The 22,946-nt window shown below is 65.3% G+C and carries 14 protein-coding genes and 1 pseudogene; 4 read left to right on the forward strand and 11 right to left on the reverse strand.

Going from position 1 to position 22,946, the window contains the following annotated elements; all coding sequences use genetic code 11:
• Positions 1 to 58 precede the first annotated feature (58 nt).
• Both gap and tkt read right to left on the reverse strand, forming a co-directional pair.
• Entirely contained in the window at positions 59 to 1,069 is a 1,011-nt protein-coding gene (gene gap / locus HAV22_RS26730; protein ID WP_166863605.1) for a type I glyceraldehyde-3-phosphate dehydrogenase, read from the reverse strand.
• Positions 1,070 to 1,163: 94 nt separating this feature from the next.
• Positions 1,164 to 3,194 (reverse strand): annotated as a pseudogene (tkt, locus tag HAV22_RS26735) (transketolase); the annotation flags it as partial.
• A gap of 89 nt (positions 3,195 to 3,283) precedes the next feature.
• Between tkt and HAV22_RS26740 the strand changes: the two are divergent.
• On the forward strand, positions 3,284 to 4,012 hold the full coding sequence (locus HAV22_RS26740) for a 16S rRNA (uracil(1498)-N(3))-methyltransferase (RefSeq protein ID WP_166863609.1): 729 nt from the start codon (positions 3,284 to 3,286) through the stop codon (positions 4,010 to 4,012).
• A gap of 197 nt (positions 4,013 to 4,209) precedes the next feature.
• Here the strand turns inward: HAV22_RS26740 and HAV22_RS26745 are convergent, their stop codons facing one another.
• Positions 4,210 to 7,113 (reverse strand): TonB-dependent receptor, encoded by a 2,904-nt coding sequence (locus tag HAV22_RS26745; protein ID WP_166863611.1) that lies wholly within the window; start codon positions 7,111 to 7,113, stop codon positions 4,210 to 4,212.
• Positions 7,114 to 7,840: 727 nt separating this feature from the next.
• On the opposite strand from HAV22_RS26745, the gene HAV22_RS26750 reads away from it, so the two are divergent.
• The gene (locus HAV22_RS26750) at positions 7,841 to 9,457 is read left to right on the forward strand and encodes an NAD(P)/FAD-dependent oxidoreductase (protein WP_166863613.1); all 1,617 of its coding nucleotides are present in this window, start codon (positions 7,841 to 7,843) and stop codon (positions 9,455 to 9,457) included.
• 57 nt (positions 9,458 to 9,514) lie between these two features.
• Here the strand turns inward: HAV22_RS26750 and HAV22_RS26755 are convergent, their stop codons facing one another.
• The 7 genes from HAV22_RS26755 to glnA form a co-directional block, all read right to left on the reverse strand.
• Complete coding sequence (locus tag HAV22_RS26755) at positions 9,515 to 10,468, reverse strand: IS1595 family transposase (protein ID WP_166863615.1); 954 nt, start codon at positions 10,466 to 10,468, stop codon at positions 9,515 to 9,517.
• 187 nt (positions 10,469 to 10,655) lie between these two features.
• Positions 10,656 to 13,433, reverse strand: coding sequence for a TonB-dependent receptor (locus HAV22_RS26760; RefSeq protein WP_166863617.1), 2,778 nt, complete (start codon positions 13,431 to 13,433; stop codon positions 10,656 to 10,658).
• Between the two features lie 227 nt (positions 13,434 to 13,660).
• Positions 13,661 to 14,629: a magnesium/cobalt transporter CorA gene (gene corA, locus HAV22_RS26765; protein WP_166863619.1), complete on the reverse strand. Its 969-nt coding sequence runs from the start codon at positions 14,627 to 14,629 to the stop codon at positions 13,661 to 13,663.
• Positions 14,630 to 14,815: 186 nt separating this feature from the next.
• Positions 14,816 to 16,348: a nitrogen regulation protein NR(I) gene (gene ntrC, locus HAV22_RS26770; protein WP_166863621.1), complete on the reverse strand. Its 1,533-nt coding sequence runs from the start codon at positions 16,346 to 16,348 to the stop codon at positions 14,816 to 14,818.
• Between the two features lie 61 nt (positions 16,349 to 16,409).
• Complete coding sequence (gene glnL / locus HAV22_RS26775; protein WP_166863623.1) at positions 16,410 to 17,495, reverse strand: nitrogen regulation protein NR(II); 1,086 nt, start codon at positions 17,493 to 17,495, stop codon at positions 16,410 to 16,412.
• A gap of 15 nt (positions 17,496 to 17,510) precedes the next feature.
• Entirely contained in the window at positions 17,511 to 18,020 is a 510-nt protein-coding gene (locus HAV22_RS26780) for a DUF4124 domain-containing protein (protein WP_166863625.1), read from the reverse strand.
• Positions 18,021 to 18,181: 161 nt separating this feature from the next.
• Positions 18,182 to 19,597 (reverse strand): type I glutamate--ammonia ligase, encoded by a 1,416-nt coding sequence (gene glnA, locus HAV22_RS26785; protein ID WP_166863627.1) that lies wholly within the window; start codon positions 19,595 to 19,597, stop codon positions 18,182 to 18,184.
• A gap of 319 nt (positions 19,598 to 19,916) precedes the next feature.
• On the opposite strand from glnA, the gene HAV22_RS26790 reads away from it, so the two are divergent.
• Both HAV22_RS26790 and HAV22_RS26795 read left to right on the forward strand, forming a co-directional pair.
• Positions 19,917 to 20,375: a rhodanese-like domain-containing protein gene (locus HAV22_RS26790; RefSeq protein WP_166863629.1), complete on the forward strand. Its 459-nt coding sequence runs from the start codon at positions 19,917 to 19,919 to the stop codon at positions 20,373 to 20,375.
• A gap of 107 nt (positions 20,376 to 20,482) precedes the next feature.
• Entirely contained in the window at positions 20,483 to 21,556 is a 1,074-nt protein-coding gene (locus HAV22_RS26795; RefSeq protein ID WP_166863630.1) for an NHL domain-containing protein, read from the forward strand.
• 12 nt (positions 21,557 to 21,568) lie between these two features.
• Here the strand turns inward: HAV22_RS26795 and HAV22_RS26800 are convergent, their stop codons facing one another.
• Positions 21,569 to 22,930 carry a TAXI family TRAP transporter solute-binding subunit gene (locus HAV22_RS26800; protein ID WP_166863633.1) on the reverse strand — a complete coding sequence of 454 codons (1,362 nt, stop codon included), beginning with the start codon at positions 22,928 to 22,930 and terminating at the stop codon, positions 21,569 to 21,571.
• Positions 22,931 to 22,946: the final 16 nt, after the last annotated feature.

Raw genomic sequence — 22,946 nt, forward strand, 5'->3', positions numbered from 1 at the left:
CATAACAAGTCACAAAAAAGCGACGGCAGGCGTCCTCCGCCCGCCATCGCTTTGGGGATTACTTCGCGTTCATCAGTGCGACGGTGGTGTCCAGCATGCGGTTGCTGAAGCCCCACTCGTTGTCGTACCAGGACGACACCTTCACCAGGCGGCCCGAGACCTTGGTCAGCGTGGCGTCGAAGTTCGACGACGCCGGGTTGTGGTTGAAGTCGACCGAGACCAGCGGCTCGGTGTTGTACGTCAGGATGCCTTTCAGCGCGCCTTCCGATGCGTCCTTCATCAGCTTGTTGATCTCTTCGACGGTCGTGTCGCGCTTGGCGATGAACGACAGGTCGACGATCGACACGTTGATGGTCGGCACGCGGATCGCGTAGCCGTCCAGCTTGCCGTTCAGTTCCGGCAGCACGAGGCCGACGGCGGCGGCGGCGCCGGTCTTGGTCGGGATCATCGACTGCGTGGCCGAACGGGCGCGGCGCAGGTCTTCGTGCATCACGTCCGTCAGCACCTGGTCGTTGGTGTAGGCGTGCACGGTGGTCATCAGGCCGTTTTCCAGGCCGATGGCGTCGTTCAGCGGCTTGACCAGCGGGGCCAGGCAGTTCGTCGTGCACGAGGCATTCGAGATCACGGTGTCGGTCGACTTCAGCACGTCCTGGTTCACGCCGAACACGATGGTCGCATCGACGTCCTTGCCGCCCGGTGCCGAGATGATGACCTTCTTGGCGCCGCCCTTCAGGTGGGCCGAGGCTTTTTCCTTGGTGGTGAAGAAGCCCGTGCATTCCAGCACGACGTCAACGCCCAGCTCGCCCCACGGGATTTCTGCCGGGTTACGCTGCGCGAACACGCGGATCTTGTCGCCATTGACGATCATGGTGTCGCCTTCGACCACGACGGTGCCCGGGAACTTGCCGTGCGTGGTGTCGTAACGGGTCAGATGGGCGTTGTGCTCGGCGTTGCCGAGGTCGTTGATCGCCACGATCTGGATGTCCTGCTTCTTGCCGCCTTCGTAGAAAGCGCGCAGCACGTTGCGGCCGATACGGCCATAACCGTTGATTGCTACTTTGATCGTCATTTATTCACTCCTGATTAAAAAAATCCTAACACCGAAGCATAGCGTGAAACCCGCCGTACGGACAGTCTCCAGTCCGTACGGCAGGTGCAATCCCTCAGGCCGGGAGGACCGATTTCACCTTGGCGACGACATTCTCGACCGTGAAGCCGAAGTGCTTGAACAGCACGCCGGCCGGGGCCGATTCGCCGAAAGTATCGATGCCCACCACGGCACCTTCCAGGCCGACGTACTTGTACCAGAAGTCCGTCACTCCGGCCTCGACGGCCACGCGCGGGATGCCGCGGCCCAGCACGGCAGCCTTGTAGGCCGCGTCCTGGCGCTCGAACACATCGGTCGACGGCATCGACACCACACGCACCTGGACACCCTGGCCCGCCAGGGTGTCGGCGGCTTTCACCGCCAGTTCCACTTCCGAACCCGTCGCGATCAGCACGGCGGCCGGGTTCTGCACCTCGCGCAGCACGTAGCCGCCCTTCGCGACGTTGGCGACCGTGGCCGCGTCGCGTTCCATGAACGGCAGGTTCTGGCGCGAGAAGATCAACGTCGACGGACCATCCTTGCGCTTGACGGCCTCGCCCCAGGCGACGGTCGATTCCGTCGTGTCGCACGGACGCCAGTTGTCCAGGTTCGGGATCAGGCGCAGCGACGAGACGTGCTCGACCGACTGGTGCGTCGGACCGTCTTCACCGAGGCCGATCGAGTCGTGCGTGAACACGAACAGCGAACGGATCTTCATCAGCGCGGCCATGCGCAGCGCGTTGCGGCTGTAGTCCGAGAACGTCAGGAACGTGGCGCCGAACGGGATGAAGCCGCCGTGCAGGGCGATGCCGTTCATGATGGCCGACATGCCGAACTCGCGCACGCCATAGTTGACGTGGTTGCCCGGCGTGCCCGAACGCAGCGGGATCGATTCCTTCCAGTTGGTCAGGTTCGAACCGGTCAGGTCGGCCGAGCCGCCCAGGAATTCCGGCAGGACGGGGGCCAGCGCCTGGATCGCGTTCTGGCTCGCCTTGCGGGTGGCGATCGTTTCCTTCTTGTCGATCGTGGACGCGATGGCGGCGGCCAGCGTCTCTTCGAATTTGCCCGGCAGGTCGCCCTTCATGCGGCGCTCGAATTCGGCGGCCAGTTCCGGGTATTGCGCGCGGTAGCCGGCGAACACCTCGTTCCATGCGGCCTCAAGCGAGGCGCCCTTCTGCTTCTGGTCCCACGCTTCGTAGATCGGGGCCGGGATGTCGAACGGGATGGCGTCCCAGATCAGGTGCTCGCGCACGGCCGCGACTTCCTTCTCGCCCAGCGCGGCGCCGTGCACCTTGTCGCCGCCCTGCAGGTTCGGCGAGCCCTTGCCGATGATGGTCTTGCAGCAGATCAGCGTGGGGCGATCCGACTGCTTGGCCTGGGCGATGGCGGCATCGACCGCGGCGACGTCGTGGCCGTCCACGTGCGGGATCACGTTCCAGCCGTACGCTTCGAAGCGCTTCGGCGTGTCGTCGGTGAACCAGCCTTCGACCTTGCCGTCGATCGAGATGCCGTTGTCGTCGTACAACCAGATCATCTTGTTCAGGCGCAGCGTGCCGGCCAGCGACGCCACTTCGTGCGAGATGCCTTCCATCAGGCAGCCGTCACCAACGAAGGCGTACGTGTAGTGGTCGACGATGTCGAAGCCCGGACGGTTGAATTCCTTGGCCAGCAGCCACTCCGCGAGGGCCATGCCGACGGCGTTGGCGATGCCCTGGCCCAGCGGGCCCGTCGTCGTTTCCACGCCCGGCGTGATGCCGACTTCCGGGTGGCCCGGGGTCTTGCTGTGCATCTGGCGGAAGTTGCGGATGTCGTCCATCGACAGGTCGTAGCCCGACAGGTGCAGCAGCGCGTAGTGCAGCATCGAGCCGTGGCCGTTCGACAGCAGGAAACGGTCGCGGTTCATCCAGCCCGGATTGGCCGGGTTGTGGCGATAGTGGCCATCCCACAGGGCGACGGCGATCTCGGCCATGCCCATCGGCATGCCGGGGTGGCCGGAATTCGCCTTCTGGACGGCGTCCATCGCCAGCGCGCGGATCGCGTTGGCCATCAGGGTGGTGGTTTGCAGAGATTTCATGGATGTGAAGGTCTGAGGATTGGAAAGCGGTGGCGGTCAAGCGGGCCTTAACCGGGTATTTTACCAGAGCATGACCGCCTCGCTTTAAAATGCCGGCTCGTTAACGGTTCCGATTGCCTTCCATGCCACGTTTTTACTGCCCCCAGCCGCTCGTCCCCGGCAGCGTCGTCGACCTGCCGGATGCCGTCGCCCACCACCTGCACGTCGTGCGCCAGCAGGCCGGCGACGAACTCGTGCTGTTCAACGGCGACGGCGGCCAGGCGCGCGCGCGCCTCGTCGAGATCGGCAAGCGCCGGGCCAGTGCCGAGGTCCTCGCGCTCGACGCCGTCGACGTGGAACTCCCCTTCCGCATGACCCTGGCCCAGGGCCTGCCCGAGGGCAGCAAGATGGACTGGATCGTCGAAAAGGCCGTCGAGCTGGGCGCGGCCGCGATCGTGCCGCTCGCCGCGCAGCGGTCCGTCGTGCGCCTGTCCGGCGAGCGCGCCGACAAGCGGCTCGCGCACTGGCAGGGCGTCGTCGTCAGCGCGTCCGAGCAGTGCGGGCGCAACCGGCTGGCCGACGTCGCGCCCGTGCAGGATTTCCACCGCTGGATCGGCCAGGACGCGGACGGCGGCGTGCGCATCCTGCTGTCCCCGCGCGCGGACGCGTCGCTCGCGCAGTGGGCGCGCGCGACGCCCGCGCGGGACGTGACCTTGCTCGTCGGCCCGGAAGGCGGCTTCACGGACCAGGAAGAAGACGCGGCGCGCGCGGCGGGCGCGCTGGCGCTGTCGATGGGACCGCGCGTGCTGCGCACGGAGACGGCGGGCCTCGCGGCGCTGACGATCCTGGCGGCGGGCTGGGGCGGGATCTAATCCAGTGTCTTACTGCCGGCGTGAGCCGGCATTCGTAGGGTGGGCCCCCTCCCCACCAATCGCGTGCGGTCCGCGAAGGCGCGGTGGGCGGAGGCCGCCCACCCTACGGTCGATAGACGATAAAAACCCCGCCGGCAGCACGCTGCGGGCGGGGTTGTGCGAAACGGCGGCATCGCTGCTGCCGCGCTCACGTCCGATTAGAACGTATAGGACAGACCGGCACTGAAGAAACGGCCCACTGCGCCTGCCTGGTGCAGCGAGGCGTTGTACGACGTCTGTGCACCCGAGTTGCCGTAGGTTGCGACGTCAGCCGGCGGCTGGCGGTCGAACAGGTTCAGGATCGAACCCTTCAGCGTGAGGTTCGGGCTCAGCTTGTACTGCAGGTTCAGGTTAACCGCGGTGAACGACGCGACATGGCAGTAGTAGTCAGGCTGCGGCAGGTTGCGGAAGTAGTTGCGGCCGCCCACGTTGAAGCTGGTGCCACCCTTGCCCGAGCAGTCGTTCACTTCCAGCGACGGGTCGATGGTCGAGAAGCTGCTCGTGTAGTTCACCGTCGTGTTCACGTCCAGCGGGCCGCGGCTCCATGCCAGCGAGAACTGCGCACGGTCCTTCGGGCTACCGGTCGCGCCGGAAACGGCGGACGGGCCCTGCGTACCGGCCAGCTGGTAGCTCACGCCGCCAGCTGCATCGGTGATGTAGCTGAAGGTGTGCGCTGCGCTGACGTTCACACGCAGGGCGCCGAAGTCGCCCGGCAGGCGCCAGCGGTAGCCGACGTCCGCTTCGATGCCGCTGGTCTTGGTGCCGCCCAGGTTCACGTACGGCGACGTCGCGTAAATGATCGGGCCATCCGACGGGAGGCCGACGTGGGTGGTGCCGTCGCCGTTGGAGATGTCGACCGGGGTGATCGGACCACGTACGAATGCCGGCACGTAGGTCGGATCGTTACCGGCCGCCGACACGATCTGGTTGGTGACCTTGATGTTGTAGTAGTCGAGGGTGGCGTTCAGGCCACGCACCGGCTCCAGGATCATGCCCAGCGTGTACGACGTCGATTTCTCAGGCTGCAGCGACGGGGTGGTCAGCTGGACGTACGGCGGGTTCAGGCCGCAGGCGGTCGGAACGTTGTCCTTGGCATTCGGGTCGCCGCCCTTGCACAGTTTCGGGTCGTCGATACCGTTGAAGGTGAAGAACGAACCGGCATTGCCCACCTCGGCCGGGTTCGGCGCACGGAAGCCCTTGGCGTAGGTACCGCGCAGGCCGAACATGCTCGACTGCGTCCACTTGAAGCTCGCCGCCGGCGTGAACTTGTTGAAGTTCTTGTAGTGGTCGTAACGGCCGGAAGCGTGCAGTTCCAGGCTCTTGATCGGGGTCGCCTGCAATTCGGCGAACACCGCCGAGTTCGTCTCGTCGCCGATCACGAACGCCGTGGTCTGCGCCACCTGGCCGTTGGCGGTCAGGCTGGCGGCCGGCGAATTCTGGGTGCGCTTGTGGTAATGCGCGCCGACTGCCAGCACCAGCGGACCGGCGCCCAGCGGCATCAGTTCGCGCGAACCAAATGCGTCCAGGTAGTTCAGCTTCGACTCGAGGGTGTTCGAGAAGTGCGGCGACACCTGGGCCAGCAGGTCCGGCGAGTTGCCGCCGACCGGATTCCACGTGCCGTTGAAGATCGCGTTGTACAGGGCTGCACGGTTGATGTAGCCGCTGTAGTCGATATCGGTCTTGACCTTGGTGACGCCGCCAGCGATCCTCGTGTCCCAGCCGTACGCGGTGCCATGCAGGTCGAGCGCGAAGCGGGTCGTGGTCGCGGTGTTGTCCTGGGTTGCGAACGGATCCGTGCCAGGAATGTAACCGTACAGGCGGGCCGGAGCGCCCAGTTGGTTGAACGTGGCGGTGGCCGGGATCAGGGTGCTCGGCACACGGCTGTTGCCCGAGGTTACGACGCCGTTGTTCAGCGAGTTGTTGCCGCCGAACGTGGTCGGCGAATAGGCCGACAGGTAGCTGCCGCGGTTGTTGATGCTGTTACGCTGGAACATCGAACCCTTGAACGCCAGTTCCCAGTCCTCGGACAGCTTCTTGGTCAGGCCGACCATCAGGTTGATGTTCTCGGTCTGCGGCTGGATGTTCGTGACGGTGTCACGGATCGCGCAGCCGCCGCTCATGTACAGGTTGTAGTTGCACTTGGACGGATCGAGGAACTGGAAGTTGGCCGGATTGTCGGCCACACCCCAGGGCTTGCCAGTGGCAGGATTGACTCCCGGCAGCGGCGCACCGGCCGGGTTGTACAGGAACGGGCTGTTGGTCGCGACCAGGCGCGAGTTCAGCGAGTTAGGAACGCCCAGGCGGATATTGTTACCGCCGCGCGAACGCCAGTCGGCATTGGCCCAGCTGAACTGGTCGCGGTCGGAGACCTTGATCGCACCCTGGCGGCGCCACTCGGCCGTGACGAAGGCGTTATAGCCGTCGTTGTCCAGGTCGCCGATGCCGGTGCTGACCGAAGCGCGATGGGTGCGGCCGCCGCCGTGTTGCGTGTTGCCCGATTCGGCAGCCAGGCGGGTACCGGTCAGGTTCTTCTTCAGAATGATGTTCACGACGCCGGCGATCGCGTCGGAGCCGTACAGCGACGAGGCGCCGCTTTTCAACACTTCGATGCGCTCGATGGCATCGAAAGGAATCGAGGAAACGTCGACGAAGGAGCGCTGGGCGTCGTCGGAAAGCGGATACGGAGCGAGGCGGTGGCCATCGACCAGCACCAGCGTTGCGCCGACCGTCAGGCCACGCAGAGAAATACCCGAGGCGCCGTTCGCGAACGCGCCCGAGAAGCCGGTGCCGAGGGTACCCTGGCCGTTGGCGGCGAGGTCGTTCAGCAGTTCGGCGACCGAAGTCTTACCGCTTTTCTGGATATCCTGGGCCGTCAGCACTTGGACGGGGGTCGGGGTCTCGGTGTCGGTGCGGCTGATCAGCGAGCCGGTCACCACCACGCGCTGGGGGGCTTGGGCACTGACCGCATCTTGCGTCTGCGCCATTGCCGGTGCGGCGAACAGGGCACCGCTGGCAATTGCACACGAAACCGCAAAGGGCATCGACTTCAATTTAAACGTCATGAATACTTCTCCTTCTCGAATCTCTCAAAGTGGTTTTTTACGATCACCACATGCAGAACGGCGCTTACGCGCGGGGGCGGCCAAGCTGCGCCGCCCCCGCGTGCACTGCCGTCGCCTGCAAAGGCTTTTGGCCTGGTGCGTTTAAACTACTGCGGACTGTCACACTAAATTGCCGTGTATTTTCGTTATTCGTCCTGTAGGACGAACCCTCTCAATTAACGTTTCATAGATATCAAACGTTACTGACTAGACGATAAAACCATAGCAAAAGCAAAAGTGTCAATAAAACACAATTAGCGAAATGTGTAGAAACAACACATTCTGAGAACGATTCTGACAATGCCTGCCGCTGGTGCAATGCAGCACCAAAACGCTACTGATTTCCGTGGGATATGCACCATTACCGCCATCCCAAGGGAGTTGCACAGGGAAGGCGGATGGATGACCGGAAATCGTGTTTCGACGCACCGCAACACGATTTTTTTTGAACAAATACATATTGGATCGAATCCCCCGATCCGACGGCGCGAAGCCGGCACTGCGGCAGTTGTCGAGACAACCAACATCGGTTGCTCGGCTACAACACAACGGTTCGCCCGTGCCCGGTCGGCGGCCGCCGCCTTTCCTGCCGGCCGGGGTGGCCGATGCCTTATACTGGCGCCTGTCTCGACCTGCCGCCGCCGGCACGGCGCCGCCTGGTGCCGCCGCACGCGGCCTACCACTCATCATGCTGCGAATTAACGAACTCAAACTGCCCCTGAACCATCCAGACCACGCCCTGCGCGACGCCATCGTCGGCCGGCTTGGTATCGCCGGCGACGACCTGATCGACTTCACGATCTACAAGCGCAGCTACGACGCGCGCAAGAAGAGCGCCATCGTCCTGATCTACGCGCTCGACGTCACCGTGCGCGACGAAGCGGCGGTGCTGGTCCGGCTGGGGCGCGATCCGCACGTGGTCCCCGCGCCCGACACGGGGTACAAGTTCGTCACGACCGCCCTGCCGGCGCCGGATGCGCCGCGTCCCGTCGTCGTGGGCATGGGGCCGTGCGGGCTGTTCGTCGCCCTGATCCTCGCGCAGATGGGCTTCAAGCCGCTCGTGCTGGAGCGCGGCAAGATCGTGCGCGAACGCACGGTCGACACGTTCGGCTTCTGGCGCAAGCGCAAGCTGAACACGGAATCGAACGTGCAATTCGGCGAAGGCGGCGCCGGCACCTTTTCCGACGGCAAGCTGTACAGCCAGGTGAAGGACCCGAAACACTATGGCCGCAAGGTCCTGAACGAGTTCGTGAAATCGGGCGCCCCCGAAGAAATCCTGTACGTCAGCAAGCCGCACATCGGCACGTTCCGCCTCGTCAAGATGGTCGAGCAGATGCGCGCCGAAATCCTCGCGCTGGGCGGCGAGATCCGCTTCCAGACGCGCGTGGAAGACGTGCTGATCGAAGGCGAAGGCAATGCGCGTCAAGTCGTCGGCGTCAAACTGCACACGGGCGAAACGTTGCCCACGCGCCACCTCGTGATGGCGGTCGGCCACAGCGCGCGCGACACGTTCCAGATGCTGTACGACCGCGGTGTGTACGTCGAGGCGAAACCGTTCTCGATCGGCTTCCGCGTGGAGCACCCGCAGTCGCTGATCGACGTGTGCCGCTTCGGCCCGAATGCCGGCAACGAGATCCTCGGCGCGGCCGACTACAAGATCGTACACCACGCCTCGAACGGCCGCAGTGTCTACAGCTTCTGCATGTGCCCGGGCGGCACTGTCGTCGCGGCGTCGTCCGAGGAGGGCCGCGTGGTCACGAACGGCATGAGCCAGTACTCGCGCGCGGAACGCAATGCCAACAGCGCGATCGTCGTCGGCATCACGCCGGCCGACTACCCGGGCCATCCGCTCGCGGGTATCGCGTTCCAGCGCGAACTGGAGTCGCGCGCGTTCGTCCTCGGCGGGAGCACCTACGATGCGCCGGGCCAGCTGATGGGCGATTTCGTGCGTGGCGTGCCGTCGAAGGAATTCGGGTCCGTGGTCCCGTCGTTCAAGCCGGCCGTGCACCTGACCGACCTCGCCCCTTCCCTGCCCGACTACGCGATCGTCGCCATGCGCGAAGCGTTCGTCGCGTTCGACAAGCAGATCAAGGGTTATTACAAGGAAGACGCCGTGCTGACGGGCGTCGAGACGCGCACGTCGTCGCCGATCCGCATCAAGCGCCACGACGACAGCCTGCAAAGCCTGAACACCCGGGGCCTGTACCCCGCGGGCGAAGGCGCCGGCTACGCGGGCGGCATCATGTCGGCCGCCATCGACGGCATCCGCGTCGCGGAGGCCGTCGCCCTCGCGATGGTCGGCTGACGCCTGGCACACAGCCAACGAAAAGGCTGTGTTCGCGTTAGTCGGTGACTCGCCCGTTTAGCCGGGCTGAACGGCGGCGCACAGCAGATGCGCAGGCATCGTCAGGCGTCGCGCATCGAGCACGCGTTGCCAGCCCGAGTAATTGATCAGGTAGCGGCTCGCGACGCCGCGAAACCGTACCAGCCAGCCTTTGAAGCGGCTGTGCCAGGCGTTGACGTTCTGGATATGGATCGCGCCGCGCGCGTGAACGCCCGACTCTGCGTTCACGGCCTCGTGGGTGATGCCGGCTTGCTTCGCGAAGTGACGGTACGAGAGCGCCGAATCGCTGATCAAGAGGACGTCGGCCGGCAGCACGGGTTTGAGGCACTTTTCCAATTGCGCCACCGTCACCTGTCCACGGCCAGTGTGAAAGTCGAGTGTCTGCCCGGTGCGGTCGCGTGCGACGAGAAGGCAGTCGAGTTCACCGCTGATGCCGCGCTTTGTCGCCACGCCGCCGCGCTTCCTCGGCTTGCGCGTCATGTTGCGCGATCCCTTCTGCGATTCCAGGCGATACGTCTCGTCCGCCTCGACAATCGCCGAGAGGATCACCGGCCGATCGCGCATGGCACCGGTCACGAAGCGATGGCGCCAGCGAAAACTCGTCGTCCGGTGCACACCGACGACGCGCGCCGCCTCGCGCACGGTGCGCGATTCGAGCACGCATTGCAAGTACGCCAGCCAATGTTCTTTCTTCCTTAATCTCGCGAGTGGCGTACCCGTCAGCGCGTTATAGCTACGCCCGCAGCCGAGGCAGCGGAAGCGTTGCAGGCCGCTCGCCAGGCCGCAGCGGTGGGCGCGAGGACAACCGCAGCGCGGGCACGGTCGTCCTCGCGCGGCCTGCTCGATCAGGGCGATGCACTCGGCCGGATGCGCGATGCCCGCTATCCATTCCCGCAGCCGGGCCAAGTCGCCGGGGGAAAACTGCGCCGCCGTCAGCAGGGCGAACACATCGTCGAATGGCACAGCGCGCATCGTCACTCCTCATGAGTTGACTCGACGATGTGTATGACCGCTGCAACCGGGTTCAGTTCACATAACTACCGCGAACACAGCCAACGAAAAAAGGGCCGGGCCCCGTGGATACGGAACCCGGCCCTTCGCATTGGCGCGAGCGGCTGACGACTCATGGTCCGCGCTCGCGTAATGCCTGGCTCGGAGCTTAGAACTTGTAGTTCGCGCTCACGTAAGCGGTCTGGCCGTGCGGGTCGTACCAGCTCGGATCGTAGCCCGTCTGGAAGTACGAACCGCCCGTGATGACGTCCGTCGGCTTGCGGTTGAACAAGTTCTTCACACCGGCCGTCAAGGTCAGGTTGCGGAAGCCGGCGTAGCTGGCCTGTGCATCCCACGTCGAGAACGCGCCCACGCGCTGGGCGGTGAACGGTCCTTCCGACGGCGTGTCGAAGCGCACGTTGTCGTAATAGCCCGACTGGAAGTTGTTCGTCAGCGACGCGCCCCACTTCTGGAATTTCCAGTCCAGCGTGAGCTGGTCGCGCCAGCGCATGACGACACCCGCGCCCGAGTTCGACACGGCGTTCAGCAGGTTGCCGCCCGCGTCGACGGTGCGTGCCACGCTCTGCTGCACGGTGCCGTCCGGCAGCGTGAGGTCGTACTTCGTCGTGTAGGTGCCGTTCAGGCGCAGGTTGAAGTTGCCGTAGGTCGGGCTCTTCAGGATGGCCCAGCGCGCATCGACGTCGATGCCGGCCGTCTTCACGCCACCGGCGTTGATGTTGGTGCCGACGATCGAGGTGATGTTGTTCAGCGAATCACGCGCGACGAGGCCCGTGTACTGCGGATTGCCGGCCGCGGCCTGGCCGACGACGAACGCCGGTGCCAGCGACGTCACGAGGTTGTTGACGTTGATCTTCCAGTAGTCGACGGCGATCGACAGGCCCTTGACCGGATCGACGACGACGCCAAACGCCGCCTGCTCCGACTTCTCCGGCTTCAGGTTCGGGTTACCGCCGTACATCACGTTGAACTGGCCGGCCTGCTTGGTGACCGGGTCGGTGAACGTGCCGCTGGTGCCCAGCGTCTGCTGCGTGTACAGCTCGGGCAGCGACGGCTCGCGGAAGCCCTTGCCGTACGACGCGCGCAGCAGCAGTTGCGAGAACGGCTGGTAGCGGAAGCTGACCTTCGGATTCGTCGCGGTCGCGTTCGGATAACGGTCCGTGCGGACAGCCACGTCGGCTTCCAGGTGCTTGATGATCGGGATGATCGTTTCGGCGAACACGGCCGACGAATTGCGCGATGCCGACAGCGGCAGCACGGCGGAGCCGTAGCCGGACACGTCGCCGCTCTGGTACGCGGTGCTCGGGTTGACGGACAGGTTCTCGTCGGCCAGCGACGCGCCCACGGCGAAGCTCACGGCGCCGGCCGGCAGCTGGAACAGCTCACCCGACACGCGCGCGTTCAGCGCGTCGTTGCGCAGCACGGCGTTGATGATCGGGCCAACGTAGTTCGTGGCGCGGATCTTCGCTGCCAGCGCCGGGTCCTGGTATTGCGTGAACGGGTTGAAGGTGTTGTTGTTGCTCAGCAGGTTGATCAACGCGACCTGGTTCTGGTAGCCGCTCAGCGTGCGTTCCGTCACGTCGCTCGAGTTGTGCGTGTAGGCGACGTCGTAGTCGTAGCCCTTGACGTTGCCGCGGAAACCGAGCACCAGGTGCGAGCTGGTCGCGGTGTCTTCCGCCTTGCGTTCGCCGCCGTCGAAGGCGCGGTAGCTGACGCTGACCGGCTGGCCGGCGACGTCCGGTGCGTTCGCGGCGAGCCATGCGGACGGATAGTACGGGCTGTTCGGCGCGATGACGATCGACGGGTACACGTTCTGCTGCGCGAACGCCGGGTCGGTCGACAGGAAGGCGTTGCTGTACGGCGAAGGCTGCGCCTGCTGCAACGTCACGTTACGCGACACGAAGCCTTCGGTGAAGAATTCGGCGTTGTCGTTCAGCTTGAAGCGGAAGCTGCCGCCCACGTTGGCGCGCTTCACTTGCGGCACGAGGTTCACGTACGGCGAGCTGTTGAACCGGCAGGTGCCGAAATTCGCGTCGTAGCCGCTGCCGTTGTTGGCGCAGTTGTTCGGCGACAGAGGATTGCCCAGGCCCGAACCGGTCGAGGTCAGCGTGTTCGGGACGACGCCGCTCGCGTTCGGGGTGGTGGTCGGCAGGAACGTGGTCAGGTTGCCGCTCGGCGTCGCGCTGGAATCGCGGAAGCCGTCGTCGCGCCAGGCGTTCTGCGCATAGCTGCGCTGGCGGCCGAAGATGGCGTCGTCCTTGCTGACGTCGGCCGACACCGTGAAGTTGTAGCGGTCGGCGTCGAAATCGCCCCAGCCCGCGAGGATGCTGGCCTTCTTGGTCTGGCCGCCGCCGTAGCGGCTGACGCTGGCGTAGCCGTTCAGCTCCACGCCCTGGTAGTTGTTGCGGGTGATGAAGTTGATGACGCCGCCGATGGCGTCGGAACCGTACACGCCCGATGCGCCGTCCTTCAGCACTTCGACGTGGTCGATCGAGGCGAGCGGGATCGAGTTGACGTCGACCGCGGTGCCGTCCGTCGCGTAGTTCCCGAGACGGCGGCCGTTGACCAGCACCAGCGTCTTGCTGGCGCCGAGGCCGCGTAGGCTGGCCGTCGATTCACCGTAGGTCGACAGGCCCGCGCCTTCGGCCTGGTTCGTCGCGCCAACCATCGAGTTCGCGGTCAGCGTCGTGAGCAGTTCGGCGGTATTGGTCGCGCCGCTGCGCTTGATGTCGTCGCGGGTCACCATCTGGACCGGCAGCGAGCCCTCGACGTCGGCACGCTTGATCGACGAACCCGTCACTTCCACGCGGGCGATCGGCTGTTGCGCGTCCTGCGCCAGCGCGGCCTGCGCCAAGAGGGTCGAGCCCGCCACGAGGCCGCCCGCGAACATCACGCGGACGGAACGCGAAATAACTGTTTCCTTGAGCATTGAACTTCCAAATGTAAATTAATGAGGTCTATCGAGCGGCCGGCGATTCGACGCCGGCCCAGAACAGACCACGAATAATGATCGTCGTATTATACCTCGGTCAATATTTACGCAGGTAATTACGTCGATATACAACATTACATTTAGAAACAAATGTTCACTTGGCATAGAGTATTCGGCCCGATCAAAAGCCGGATTCACGACCAATTGTCACATTTTTGGGGAAACTAGAGCCAGCCGGCCCTCTTGAACTTGCGGTACATGTAGTAGCCCACCGCGACCATGATGGCGAGCGCCGTCGGGTAGCTCCACTTCCACTCCAGTTCCGGCATGTACTTGAAATTCATGCCCCACACGCCGGCGAACGCCGTGAACACGGCGAAGATCGCGGCCCAGGCGGCCAGGCGCTTGTTCACTTCGCTCTCGTCGATCGAGACCATCGACAGGTTCACCTGGATCGCCGTGCTGATCGTGTCGCGGATCGCGTCCATGCGGCCGCCGATGCGGATCAGGTGGTCGTGAACGTCGCGGAAATAATCCTCGGTGCCCTCCACCAGCCGCGGCACGCGCCCGCCGTGCAGCCGGCCGATGGCTTCCAGCAGCGGGAACACGGCGTGGCGCAGCACGAGGCCCCGGCGCTTCAACTGGTACAGCCGCTCGACGTTCTCGCGCTGGGCGCCGTGCGTGAAGATGCGGTCCTCGACGGTCTCGAGTTCAGATTCGAGCATGTCGACGATGGGGAAGTAGCGGTCGACGACGGCGTCCATCAGCGCATACATGACGAACGCGGAGCCCATCTTGAGCAGGTGCGGCTCGCGCTCGGCACGCGCGCGCACGCCGAGGAACCCCTTGGCGGAATCGCGCCGCACGGACAGCACGTAGTTTTTGCCGGCGAAGATCGCCAGCTCGCCGGTGACGAGGTGGTCGCCATCGACGATGTCGACCGTGTGCACGACCGTGAACAGGCAGTCGCCGTATTCCTCGATCTTGGGACGCTGGTGGCCGCGCGCGGCGTCCTCGACGGCGAGTTCGTGGAGGTTGAACTCTTCCTTCATCTGCGCCATCTCGGCGTCGGTGGCGTCGCGCAGCGCAACCCAGACGAAGCAGCCGGGTTTGTCCAGGTAGTCGCTGATGGCCTCGACGGAGATGTCGGACAGCTTCTTGCCTTCCTGGTAGGCGACACAGTTGATCAGCATGTCATCGGATGTTGTTGCAAAGATGACAGAGCTTACACCATCGGCGTGATACCCACGGGTATGCGTACATCCGCGTGGGCTCGGGGAGCCCACCCTACAGCGTGATGCAGACGGTATGCGTATATTCCACGCACCGCATCATGTAGGGTGGGCACCCTGTGCCCACGCGTTCAACCGGCGCGTGCGTTATTCGTCTTTCGCCCCGTCGATACCGAGCTCGGCAATCTTGCGCGTGATCGTATTGCGCCCGATCCCGAGCCGGATCGCCGCATCGTTCTTGCGCCCGTGCGTGTGCTTCAGCGCCGTGCGGATCAGCGCCGATTCGAACTGGCGGCCCAGCACGTCCATCACCTCGACCTGCCCTTCCGACAGCATGCGCGCGGCCTGCAGTTCCAGCAGGCCGATCCAGCCGTCGGTCCCGTTCGCCAGCGCACCGTTGCCCGCGCCATTGCCGGCGCCGTCCAGGCCATGCAGCGCACCGATGCCGGGCGCCGTCGACGCATACGAACCGCCGACGCCCGTGCTGATGCCCACGGCCAGGCTGTTCGCGCCCGTCGGCGCCGGCTGGGCCTGGGTCAGGTCGCGCGGCAGGTCCTTCACCTCGACCGTCTGGCCCGGCGCCATCACGGTGATCCAGTTGCACAGGTTTTCCAGCTGGCGGACGTTGCCCGGCAGTTCCAGGCCGGTGAGGAAGCGCAGCGCGTCCTCGCTCATGCGCTTGGTCTCGACGCCCAATTGGCGTGCACTCTGCACCAAGAAGTGGCGCACCAGAATGGGGATGTCTTCGCGCCGCTCGCGCAACGAGGGCAGGCGCAGGCGGATCACGTTCAGGCGGTGGTACAAGTCTTCGCGGAACAGGCCGTCGCGCACGCGCTGCTCCAGGTTCTGGTGGGTGGCCGCGATCACGCGCACATTGGCCTTCACGGGCTGGTGGCCGCCCACGCGGTAGAAATGGCCGTCGGACAGCACGCGCAGCAGGCGCGTCTGCAGGTCGAACGGCATGTCGCCGATCTCGTCCAGGAACAGGGTGCCGTTCTCGGCCTGCTCGAAGCGCCCGCGCCGCATCGCCTGCGCGCCCGTGAAGGCGCCGCGTTCGTGGCCGAACAGTTCGGATTCCAGCAAGTCCTTCGGGATCGCGGCCGTGTTCAGCGCGATGAACGGCTGCTGCGCGCGCGGGCTGTGCTTGTGCAGCGCGCGCGCGACGAGTTCCTTGCCGGTGCCCGATTCGCCCGTGATCAGGACGGTCACGTTCGATTGCGACAGGCGGCCGATGGCGCGGAAGACTTCCTGCATGGCGGGCGCCTGGCCGAGGATCTCGGGCGTTTCCGACGGCGCGATGTCGACGCTCGCGTCGCGCAGGCTTTCCTCGAGGGCGCGGCGGATCAGGGCGACGGCCTTGTCGATGTCGAACGGCTTGGCCAGGTATTCGAAGGCGCCGCCCTGGAACGAGGCGACGGCGGAGTCGAGGTCGGAAAACGCGGTGATGACGATGACCGGCAGGCCGGGATGGCGCTCCTTGACGGCGGCCAGCAGGTCCAGGCCCGATTCACCCGGCATGCGGATGTCCGACACCAGCACTTGCGGCGTATCCGTCTCGAAAGCGACCAGCGCTTCGCGTCCGCTGGCAAAACTCCGGGTGGCGAGGTTCTCGCGCGCCAGGGCCTTTTCCAGCACCCAGCGGATCGATGCGTCGTCGTCGACAATCCAGATTGGTTTCATGTAGTTCTAGTTCCCGCGAAGGTTCAAGGGGGACCGCGAAGCCGCCCTCGATGTCGCCTGCTTATGGCAGGGGAATCAGGATGCGGAAATCCGTCAGTCCAGGCCGGCTTTCGCACTCGATCAATCCCATATGCTGCTGCACGAAAGTCTGCGCCAGCGTGAGTCCGAGGCCGCTGCCGCCTTCGCGCCCGGAGACGAGCGGATAGAAGATGCGGTCGCGGATATCGGGGGCGATGCCCGGTCCGTTGTCGATGATATGCAAGTCTAATGCCAGGCCGTAACGGACCTTCGCCAACGTCACCTGGCGCGCCACCCGGGTGCGCAGGACGATCTCGGCGTCGCCCGCCGCGATCCGCGAGCGCAGGGCCTGCGCGGCGTTGTGGACGATGTTGAGGACGGTCTGGATCAGCTGTTCCTTGTCGCCGCGGAATTCCGGGATCGACGCATCGTAGTCGCGCCGGATCGCGAGCCCGGACGGGAACTCGGCCAGCACGAGGCTGCGCACGCGCTCGCACACCTCGTGGATGTTGACGTCACCCACGATGTGCGGCCGGCGGTGCGGTGCCAGCAGGCGGTCGACGAGGGTCTGCAGGCGGTCGGCTTCCTTGATGATCACCTGCGTGTATTCGCGCAGCGAACTCAGGTGCACGTCCGGCAATTCGAGTTCCAGCAACTGCGCCGCGCCGCGGATGCCGCCCAGCGGGTTCTTGATCTCGTGCGCGAGGTTGCGGATGAGTTCCTTGTTGGCGAGGCTCTGGTCGAGCAGGCGCTCCTCGCGGTCCAGCTTCAATTGCTGCACGTTCTCGCGCAGCTCGACCACGACCTCGGCCTCGCCGGCCGCGCTGACGATGCTGTGCACGTGCAGCGGCTCGCGCGCCGGACGGAACAACGTGAGGTCCTGGCGCAGGTCGGCGTATTTGTGGGCGATCGCCTGCTCGCACAGGGCGCCCAGTTCTTCCCCGTTGGTGAACAGCGCAACCAGCTTCTGGCGCGACAGCGCCTTCGCGGAGATGTCGAGCAGGTGCTCGGCGGCGGGATTGGCGTAGCGCACCAGCCCGTCCGCATCCGCCACCAGCACGGCGGAAGCGAGCATGTCGAGGCCTGCGAAACGGTCGTGCTGGGAAGGAAGATCCGGGGTACCGTTCATCGCAGAGAGATGTCCTTATCGTATGTTGGCGAGCTCGCGCTTGAGCGCCTCGATGTTCTTTTCGCTGCGGCCGATGTCGTCGCGCATCTGGGCCACGCGCTCCTGGTACTTCGCATAATTCTTTTCGTTGCCCTGGCGTTCCGGCTCGCCGTTGTTGAAGTCGCGCTTCAGGTCGGCCAGTTTCTTCTCCTCGGACCGCAACTCGTCCTGGAGGATCGCGCGCCGGTCGTCGTCGCGCGCGCGCTGCGTGGCGTTGTCCACGCGCGGGAAATTGCCCGGCGCGGCGGCTGCCGCCGGTACGCGCGCTGCGCCCTGGCGCACCGTCACGACCGGGGCCGGTGCGCGGGGCGGCGCGGAAATCGCGCCCTGCGTATCGATCGCCTTGCAGTTGGGCTGGCTGGCCGTGTCGGTGTACAGGACCCGGCCATTCTCGACGCATTTGAAGACCGTGGTCTGCGCCTGCGCCTGCAGCCCGGCGAGCGCCAGCAACGCCAACGCACCCAGCTTCATCACACTCGTTGTCATTCGCATCAGTTCGACCGCGCGGCGTTCCGCGCATGCATGTATACCTGGCCGACTATACCGCAACCGATAAAAAAACGCGGGGTCAGGCTTTGCCTTTCCCCGCGTTTGTTATAACTGCGTCACGACCAATGATGCTTTGGCGCAACGCATTGTTCAGTCGATTACGACGAGTAGTACATGTCGAATTCGGCCGGGTGCGGGACCATGCGCAGACGCTGGACTTCCTGCATCTTCAGGTCGATGTAGGCGTCGATCATGCTGTCGCTGAACACGCCGCCGCGGGTCAGGAATTCGCGGTCCTTGTTCAGGGCATCCAGTGCTTCTTCCAGCGACGAGCAGACCGTCGGGATCAGCTTGTCTTCTTCCGGCGGCAGGTGGTACAGGTCCTTCGTTGCGGCTTCGCCCGGGTGGATCTTGTTCTGGATACCGTCCAGACCGGCCATCAGCAGCGCTGCGAAGCACAGGTAGACGTTGGCCAGCGGGTCCGGGAAGCGCGTCTCGATGCGGCGGCCTTTCGGGTTCGCCACGTGCGGGATACGGATCGATGCCGAACGGTTCTTGGCCGAGTAAGCCAGCTTGACCGGGGCTTCATAGCCCGGCACCAGGCGCTTGTACGAGTTCGTGCCCGGGTTGGTGATGGCGTTCAGGGCGCGGGCGTGCTTGATGATGCCGCCGATGTAGTACAGCGCCGTTTCCGACAGGCCGGCATAGCCGTCGCCTGCGAACAGGTTCTTGCCGTCTTTCCAGATCGACTGGTGCACGTGCATGCCCGAGCCGTTGTCGCCGTTCATCGGCTTCGGCATGAAGGTCGCGGTCTTGCCGTAGCTGTGGGCCACGTTCCAGATCACGTACTTCAGGTTCTGGGTCCAGTCGGCGCGCTCGACCAGCGTCGAGAACTTGGTGCCCAGTTCGTTCTGGCCGGCGCCGGCCACTTCGTGGTGGTGCACTTCGACGGGGATGCCCATCGATTCGAGGATCAGCGAGATTTCCGAACGCATGTCCTGGAAGCTGTCGACCGGCGGGACCGGGAAGTAGCCGCCCTTGACGGTCGGACGGTGGCCGCTGTTGCCGCCTTCGAATTCTTTTTCGGTCGACCAGGAAGCTTCTTCCGAATCGATCTTGACGAAGCAGCCCGACATGTCGACTTTCCAACGGACGGAGTCGAAAATGAAGAATTCCGGTTCCGGGCCGAAGTAGGCGGTGTCGCCGATGCCCGACGATTTCAGGTACGCTTCGGCGCGCTTGGCGATGGAACGCGGGTCGCGGTCGTAGCCCTTGCCGTCCGACGGTTCGATCACGTCGCACTGCATGAACACGGTGGTCTCTTCAAAGAACGGGTCGATGTTCGCGGTGTTCGGGTCAGGGATCAGCAGCATGTCCGATGCTTCGATGCCCTTCCAGCCGGCGATCGACGAGCCGTCGAATGCGTGGCCGGATTCGAACTTGTCTTCGTCAAAGTGCGAGATGGGAACGGTCACGTGCTGTTCCTTGCCGCGGGTATCGGCGAAGCGCAAATCAACGAACTTGACTTCGTTGTCCTTCAGCATCTGCATTACATCTGCGGCGGTCCTTGCCATTCGTATCTCCTAAGTCAAAAAGGGGTGTCGACGCCAACCGGGCGTGCGACAGGCGCGTTTCCTTCTAAGCAGAAATTATGCCAGCTTTTTTCCATGAGCAAATAAATAATGGATACTTTGAGGTCACTCAATTTGCCCCTTAAAATCAATGACACGGTATGTGTGCACGGATTTGATGCAATCTCAAGCATACGCACCAAACAAGTGCAATTTATTGAGTATGCACCAACTTGATGCAGTTTGCACCAAAAGCGAGAGTCGGCGCCTGCCGCGGTCCGCTGCGGTGCGCCGTCCACCCAGCTTAGATGGAGAAGATGACATGAGCACGACCGAAGAGATTCTCGCCAACGCCCGGGCCCGCACGCCCGGCCAGCCGTACGCGGGTGCCGTCACGCCCCAGGAAGCGTTCGCGCTGCTGCAATCGGACCCGCGCGTGAAGCTGGTCGACGTGCGCACGAATGCGGAGCGCGACTGGGTGGGCCGCCCCGCCGTCGCGGACGCGCAGCACGGCGCCGTGCAATGGTCGCTGTACCCCGGTGGTGCGCCGAATCCCGATTTCGCGACACAGTTGCAGAACGTCGCCGGCCCGGACGACGTCGTCCTGTTCCTGTGCCGCTCCGGCGTGCGCTCGCGCCACGCCGCGCGCACCGCGACGGAGCTGGGCTACAAGAATGCCTTCGACATCCTGGAAGGTTTCGAAGGCGACCGCGACGCGGAAGGTCACCGCAAGACGGTGGCCGGCTGGTGCAAGGCCGGTCTGCCCTGGGTCGGTGCCTGAGCCGTCCCCGTTCTCCCCCGGCGTGACAATCGCTGAGATTGTGGGCGGTGCGCGCGTGCTAGCATGCGGCCTTCCGCCGTTACCGTAGCACTCACCCGGAGAGCCGCATGATCATCGAACCCGTCCCATCCCGCCTGCGCGTGCGCATCGCATGCGCGGCCGTCGCCGCCCTGCTGTGCGCGTGCGGCCCTGGCGGACCCAAGCGGGACACGGGCGGCGGCGGTGGTGGCGGCCCCAGCCCCGGCATCACCCTGCTGGCCGGCGACGCGGCCACCGCCGGCAGCGTCGACAACAAGGGCGCATTCGCCCGCTTCAACATGCCGCGCGGCGTGGCCGTCGACACGAACGGCAATGTGTACGTGGCCGACCAGGCGAATTTCGCGATCCGCAAGATCACGCCGGACGGCACGGTGTCCACCTTCGCGGGCCAGCGCGGCACGAGCGGCACGCGCGACGCCAACGGCAATAGCGCGCGCTTCAGCATGCCCACCGCGATCACGATCGACGGCAGCGGCAACCTGTACGTCACGGACGCCACGGCGATCCGCAAGATCACGCCGGACGCCACCGTCAGCACCGTCGTCACGTTCCCCGTGGGCGACTTCGGCGGCGATACCCGCCTCTACCCCGGCGGGATCGCGGCGGACGGCGCCGGCAACCTGGTCGTCACGTCCGGCGTCGACACGCGCCGCATCCCGCTGTCGAACCCGGGCCGCTGGACGCGCCTGGAACAGGGCGCCGTCGACATCCTGCCGGGTGCAACCGACATGATCGCGCGCGGCATTGCCGTCCGCGACGACAACACCGCGTACGTGGCCGATCTGCAGCGCACGATCAGCCGTACCACGTCCGGCGCGACGGGCCTGTCGCGCTTCGCCGGCACGCCGGGCCAGGCGGGCAACGACGACGGCAACGCCAGCACGGCGCGCTTCCAGCAACTGGCGGCGCTCGCCGCCGACAAGGACGGCAATCTGTACGCGGCCGACGCCGTCACCAACGTGGTCCGCAAGATCACGACGAATGCGACGGTGACGACGCCGGCCGGCACGATCGGCGCGACCGCGTTGCGTGCGGGCCGGCTGCCCGGCAGCTTCGCCACGTTGCGCGGCATCGCCGTCGGGGCCGACGGCACGCTGTATGCGGCGTCGGGAAATGCCGTCGTGAAGATCGTCCTGCCCTGATCCGCCCGGCCGTCAGGCCTTGTCGCCGGCCGGCCCCAGGGTCGCGCGCACGCGCTGGCGCACGAAGTTGATGTGGCTGCGCAAGCCGTACAGCGCGTCCGCGTAGGCGAGCGGGATCGAGATGTGGTTGACGCGCAGCTCGATGTCGTCGAGGCGGCGCAGCAGCTCGGCCCGCGCCTCGTCGCGATGCTCGTCCGCGGCGTTTTCCAGCGCCTGCTCGACGGCGCGCAACTGGCCGTACCAGCGGTACACGCGCGAGCGGATGCGCCACACGTACAGCGGCGGCACGATCTTCGACAGCGGGATGATCAGCGCGGCCAGCGCCACGACGACGACCCACAGCCGGTCGAACAGGTTCGCCAGCCAGAACGACAGGTAGCGCTGCAGGAACGGCGGGCCGTCCCGATAGTATTTCGCCGCCTCGCGCGCCACCGGGATCTCCGTGTAGCGCGGCGACGGGAACTGCCCCTGTTGCTGGAACCATCCGGTGCCGCCGTGGATCTCGGTCGCCGCCTTCACGAACAGGTCGACGAGCGCCGGGTGCAGGTCGTCGCGCGCCACCAGCGTGGCCGTCGGCGCGATGAGGTGAAAGTCCTGCGACGGGATGTCGCGCCCGAGGTCGACGATCCCACGCGGCAGCACGACGTGCGTGAGGAACGGCAACCGGCGCGTGTACGCCTCCGCCTGGTGGAAGTTGAACAGCCGGATACCCGGCGTCTGCAGCAGCATCTGGATCAGCGGGGCTTCCGGCGCGGAACTGAACACGAGACCGTCGATGCGTCCCGCCAGCAATTCCATCGTGGCGGGCGTGTTTTCCAGCGCGGAGATCGTCAGCTGGCCCGGCTCCAGGCCGTTCACGGCGAGGACCTGGCGGAACAGCTTCGGCACGCCCGTCCCTTCCGGACCGAGGTTGATGCGCAGACCGCGCAACTGCGTGAGGCTGCGCACGTCGAGCTTGTGGCCGCGCGCGTCGCGCTCGCGCAGGAACAGCCAGACGGGTTCCGTGAACAGGCTGCCGAGCGACATGAGGCCGCGGCGCTCCGCCTGCGCCTCGCTCGTCGAGCCGCTTTGCACGAACGCGATGTCGGCCTTGCCGTCGATCAGGCGCTGCAGGTTGTCCGCCGAACCGGGCGACCGCTGCAGCTCGACCTTGATGCCGTCGCGCGCGAGGCTCGCGGCGTACTTGCGGCCGAATTCCTCGTAGGCGCTGTTCTCCTGCCCCGTCGCGAGGACGACGTGGCGCGGCGGTGCGGGGTCGACGACGATGTACGCGACGATGCACGCGGCCAGCACGAGCACGGCCGTGGGCGCGACCGCCACGAGAAGGTCGCGCAAGGAGACGAGGCTGAATTTACGCAGTGGGAGCCGCCTCATGCGGCTCCGCTTCGAT

The organism is Telluria antibiotica (genome assembly GCF_011682055.1).
Classification (GTDB): Bacteria; Pseudomonadota; Gammaproteobacteria; order Burkholderiales; family Burkholderiaceae_D; genus Telluria; species Telluria antibiotica.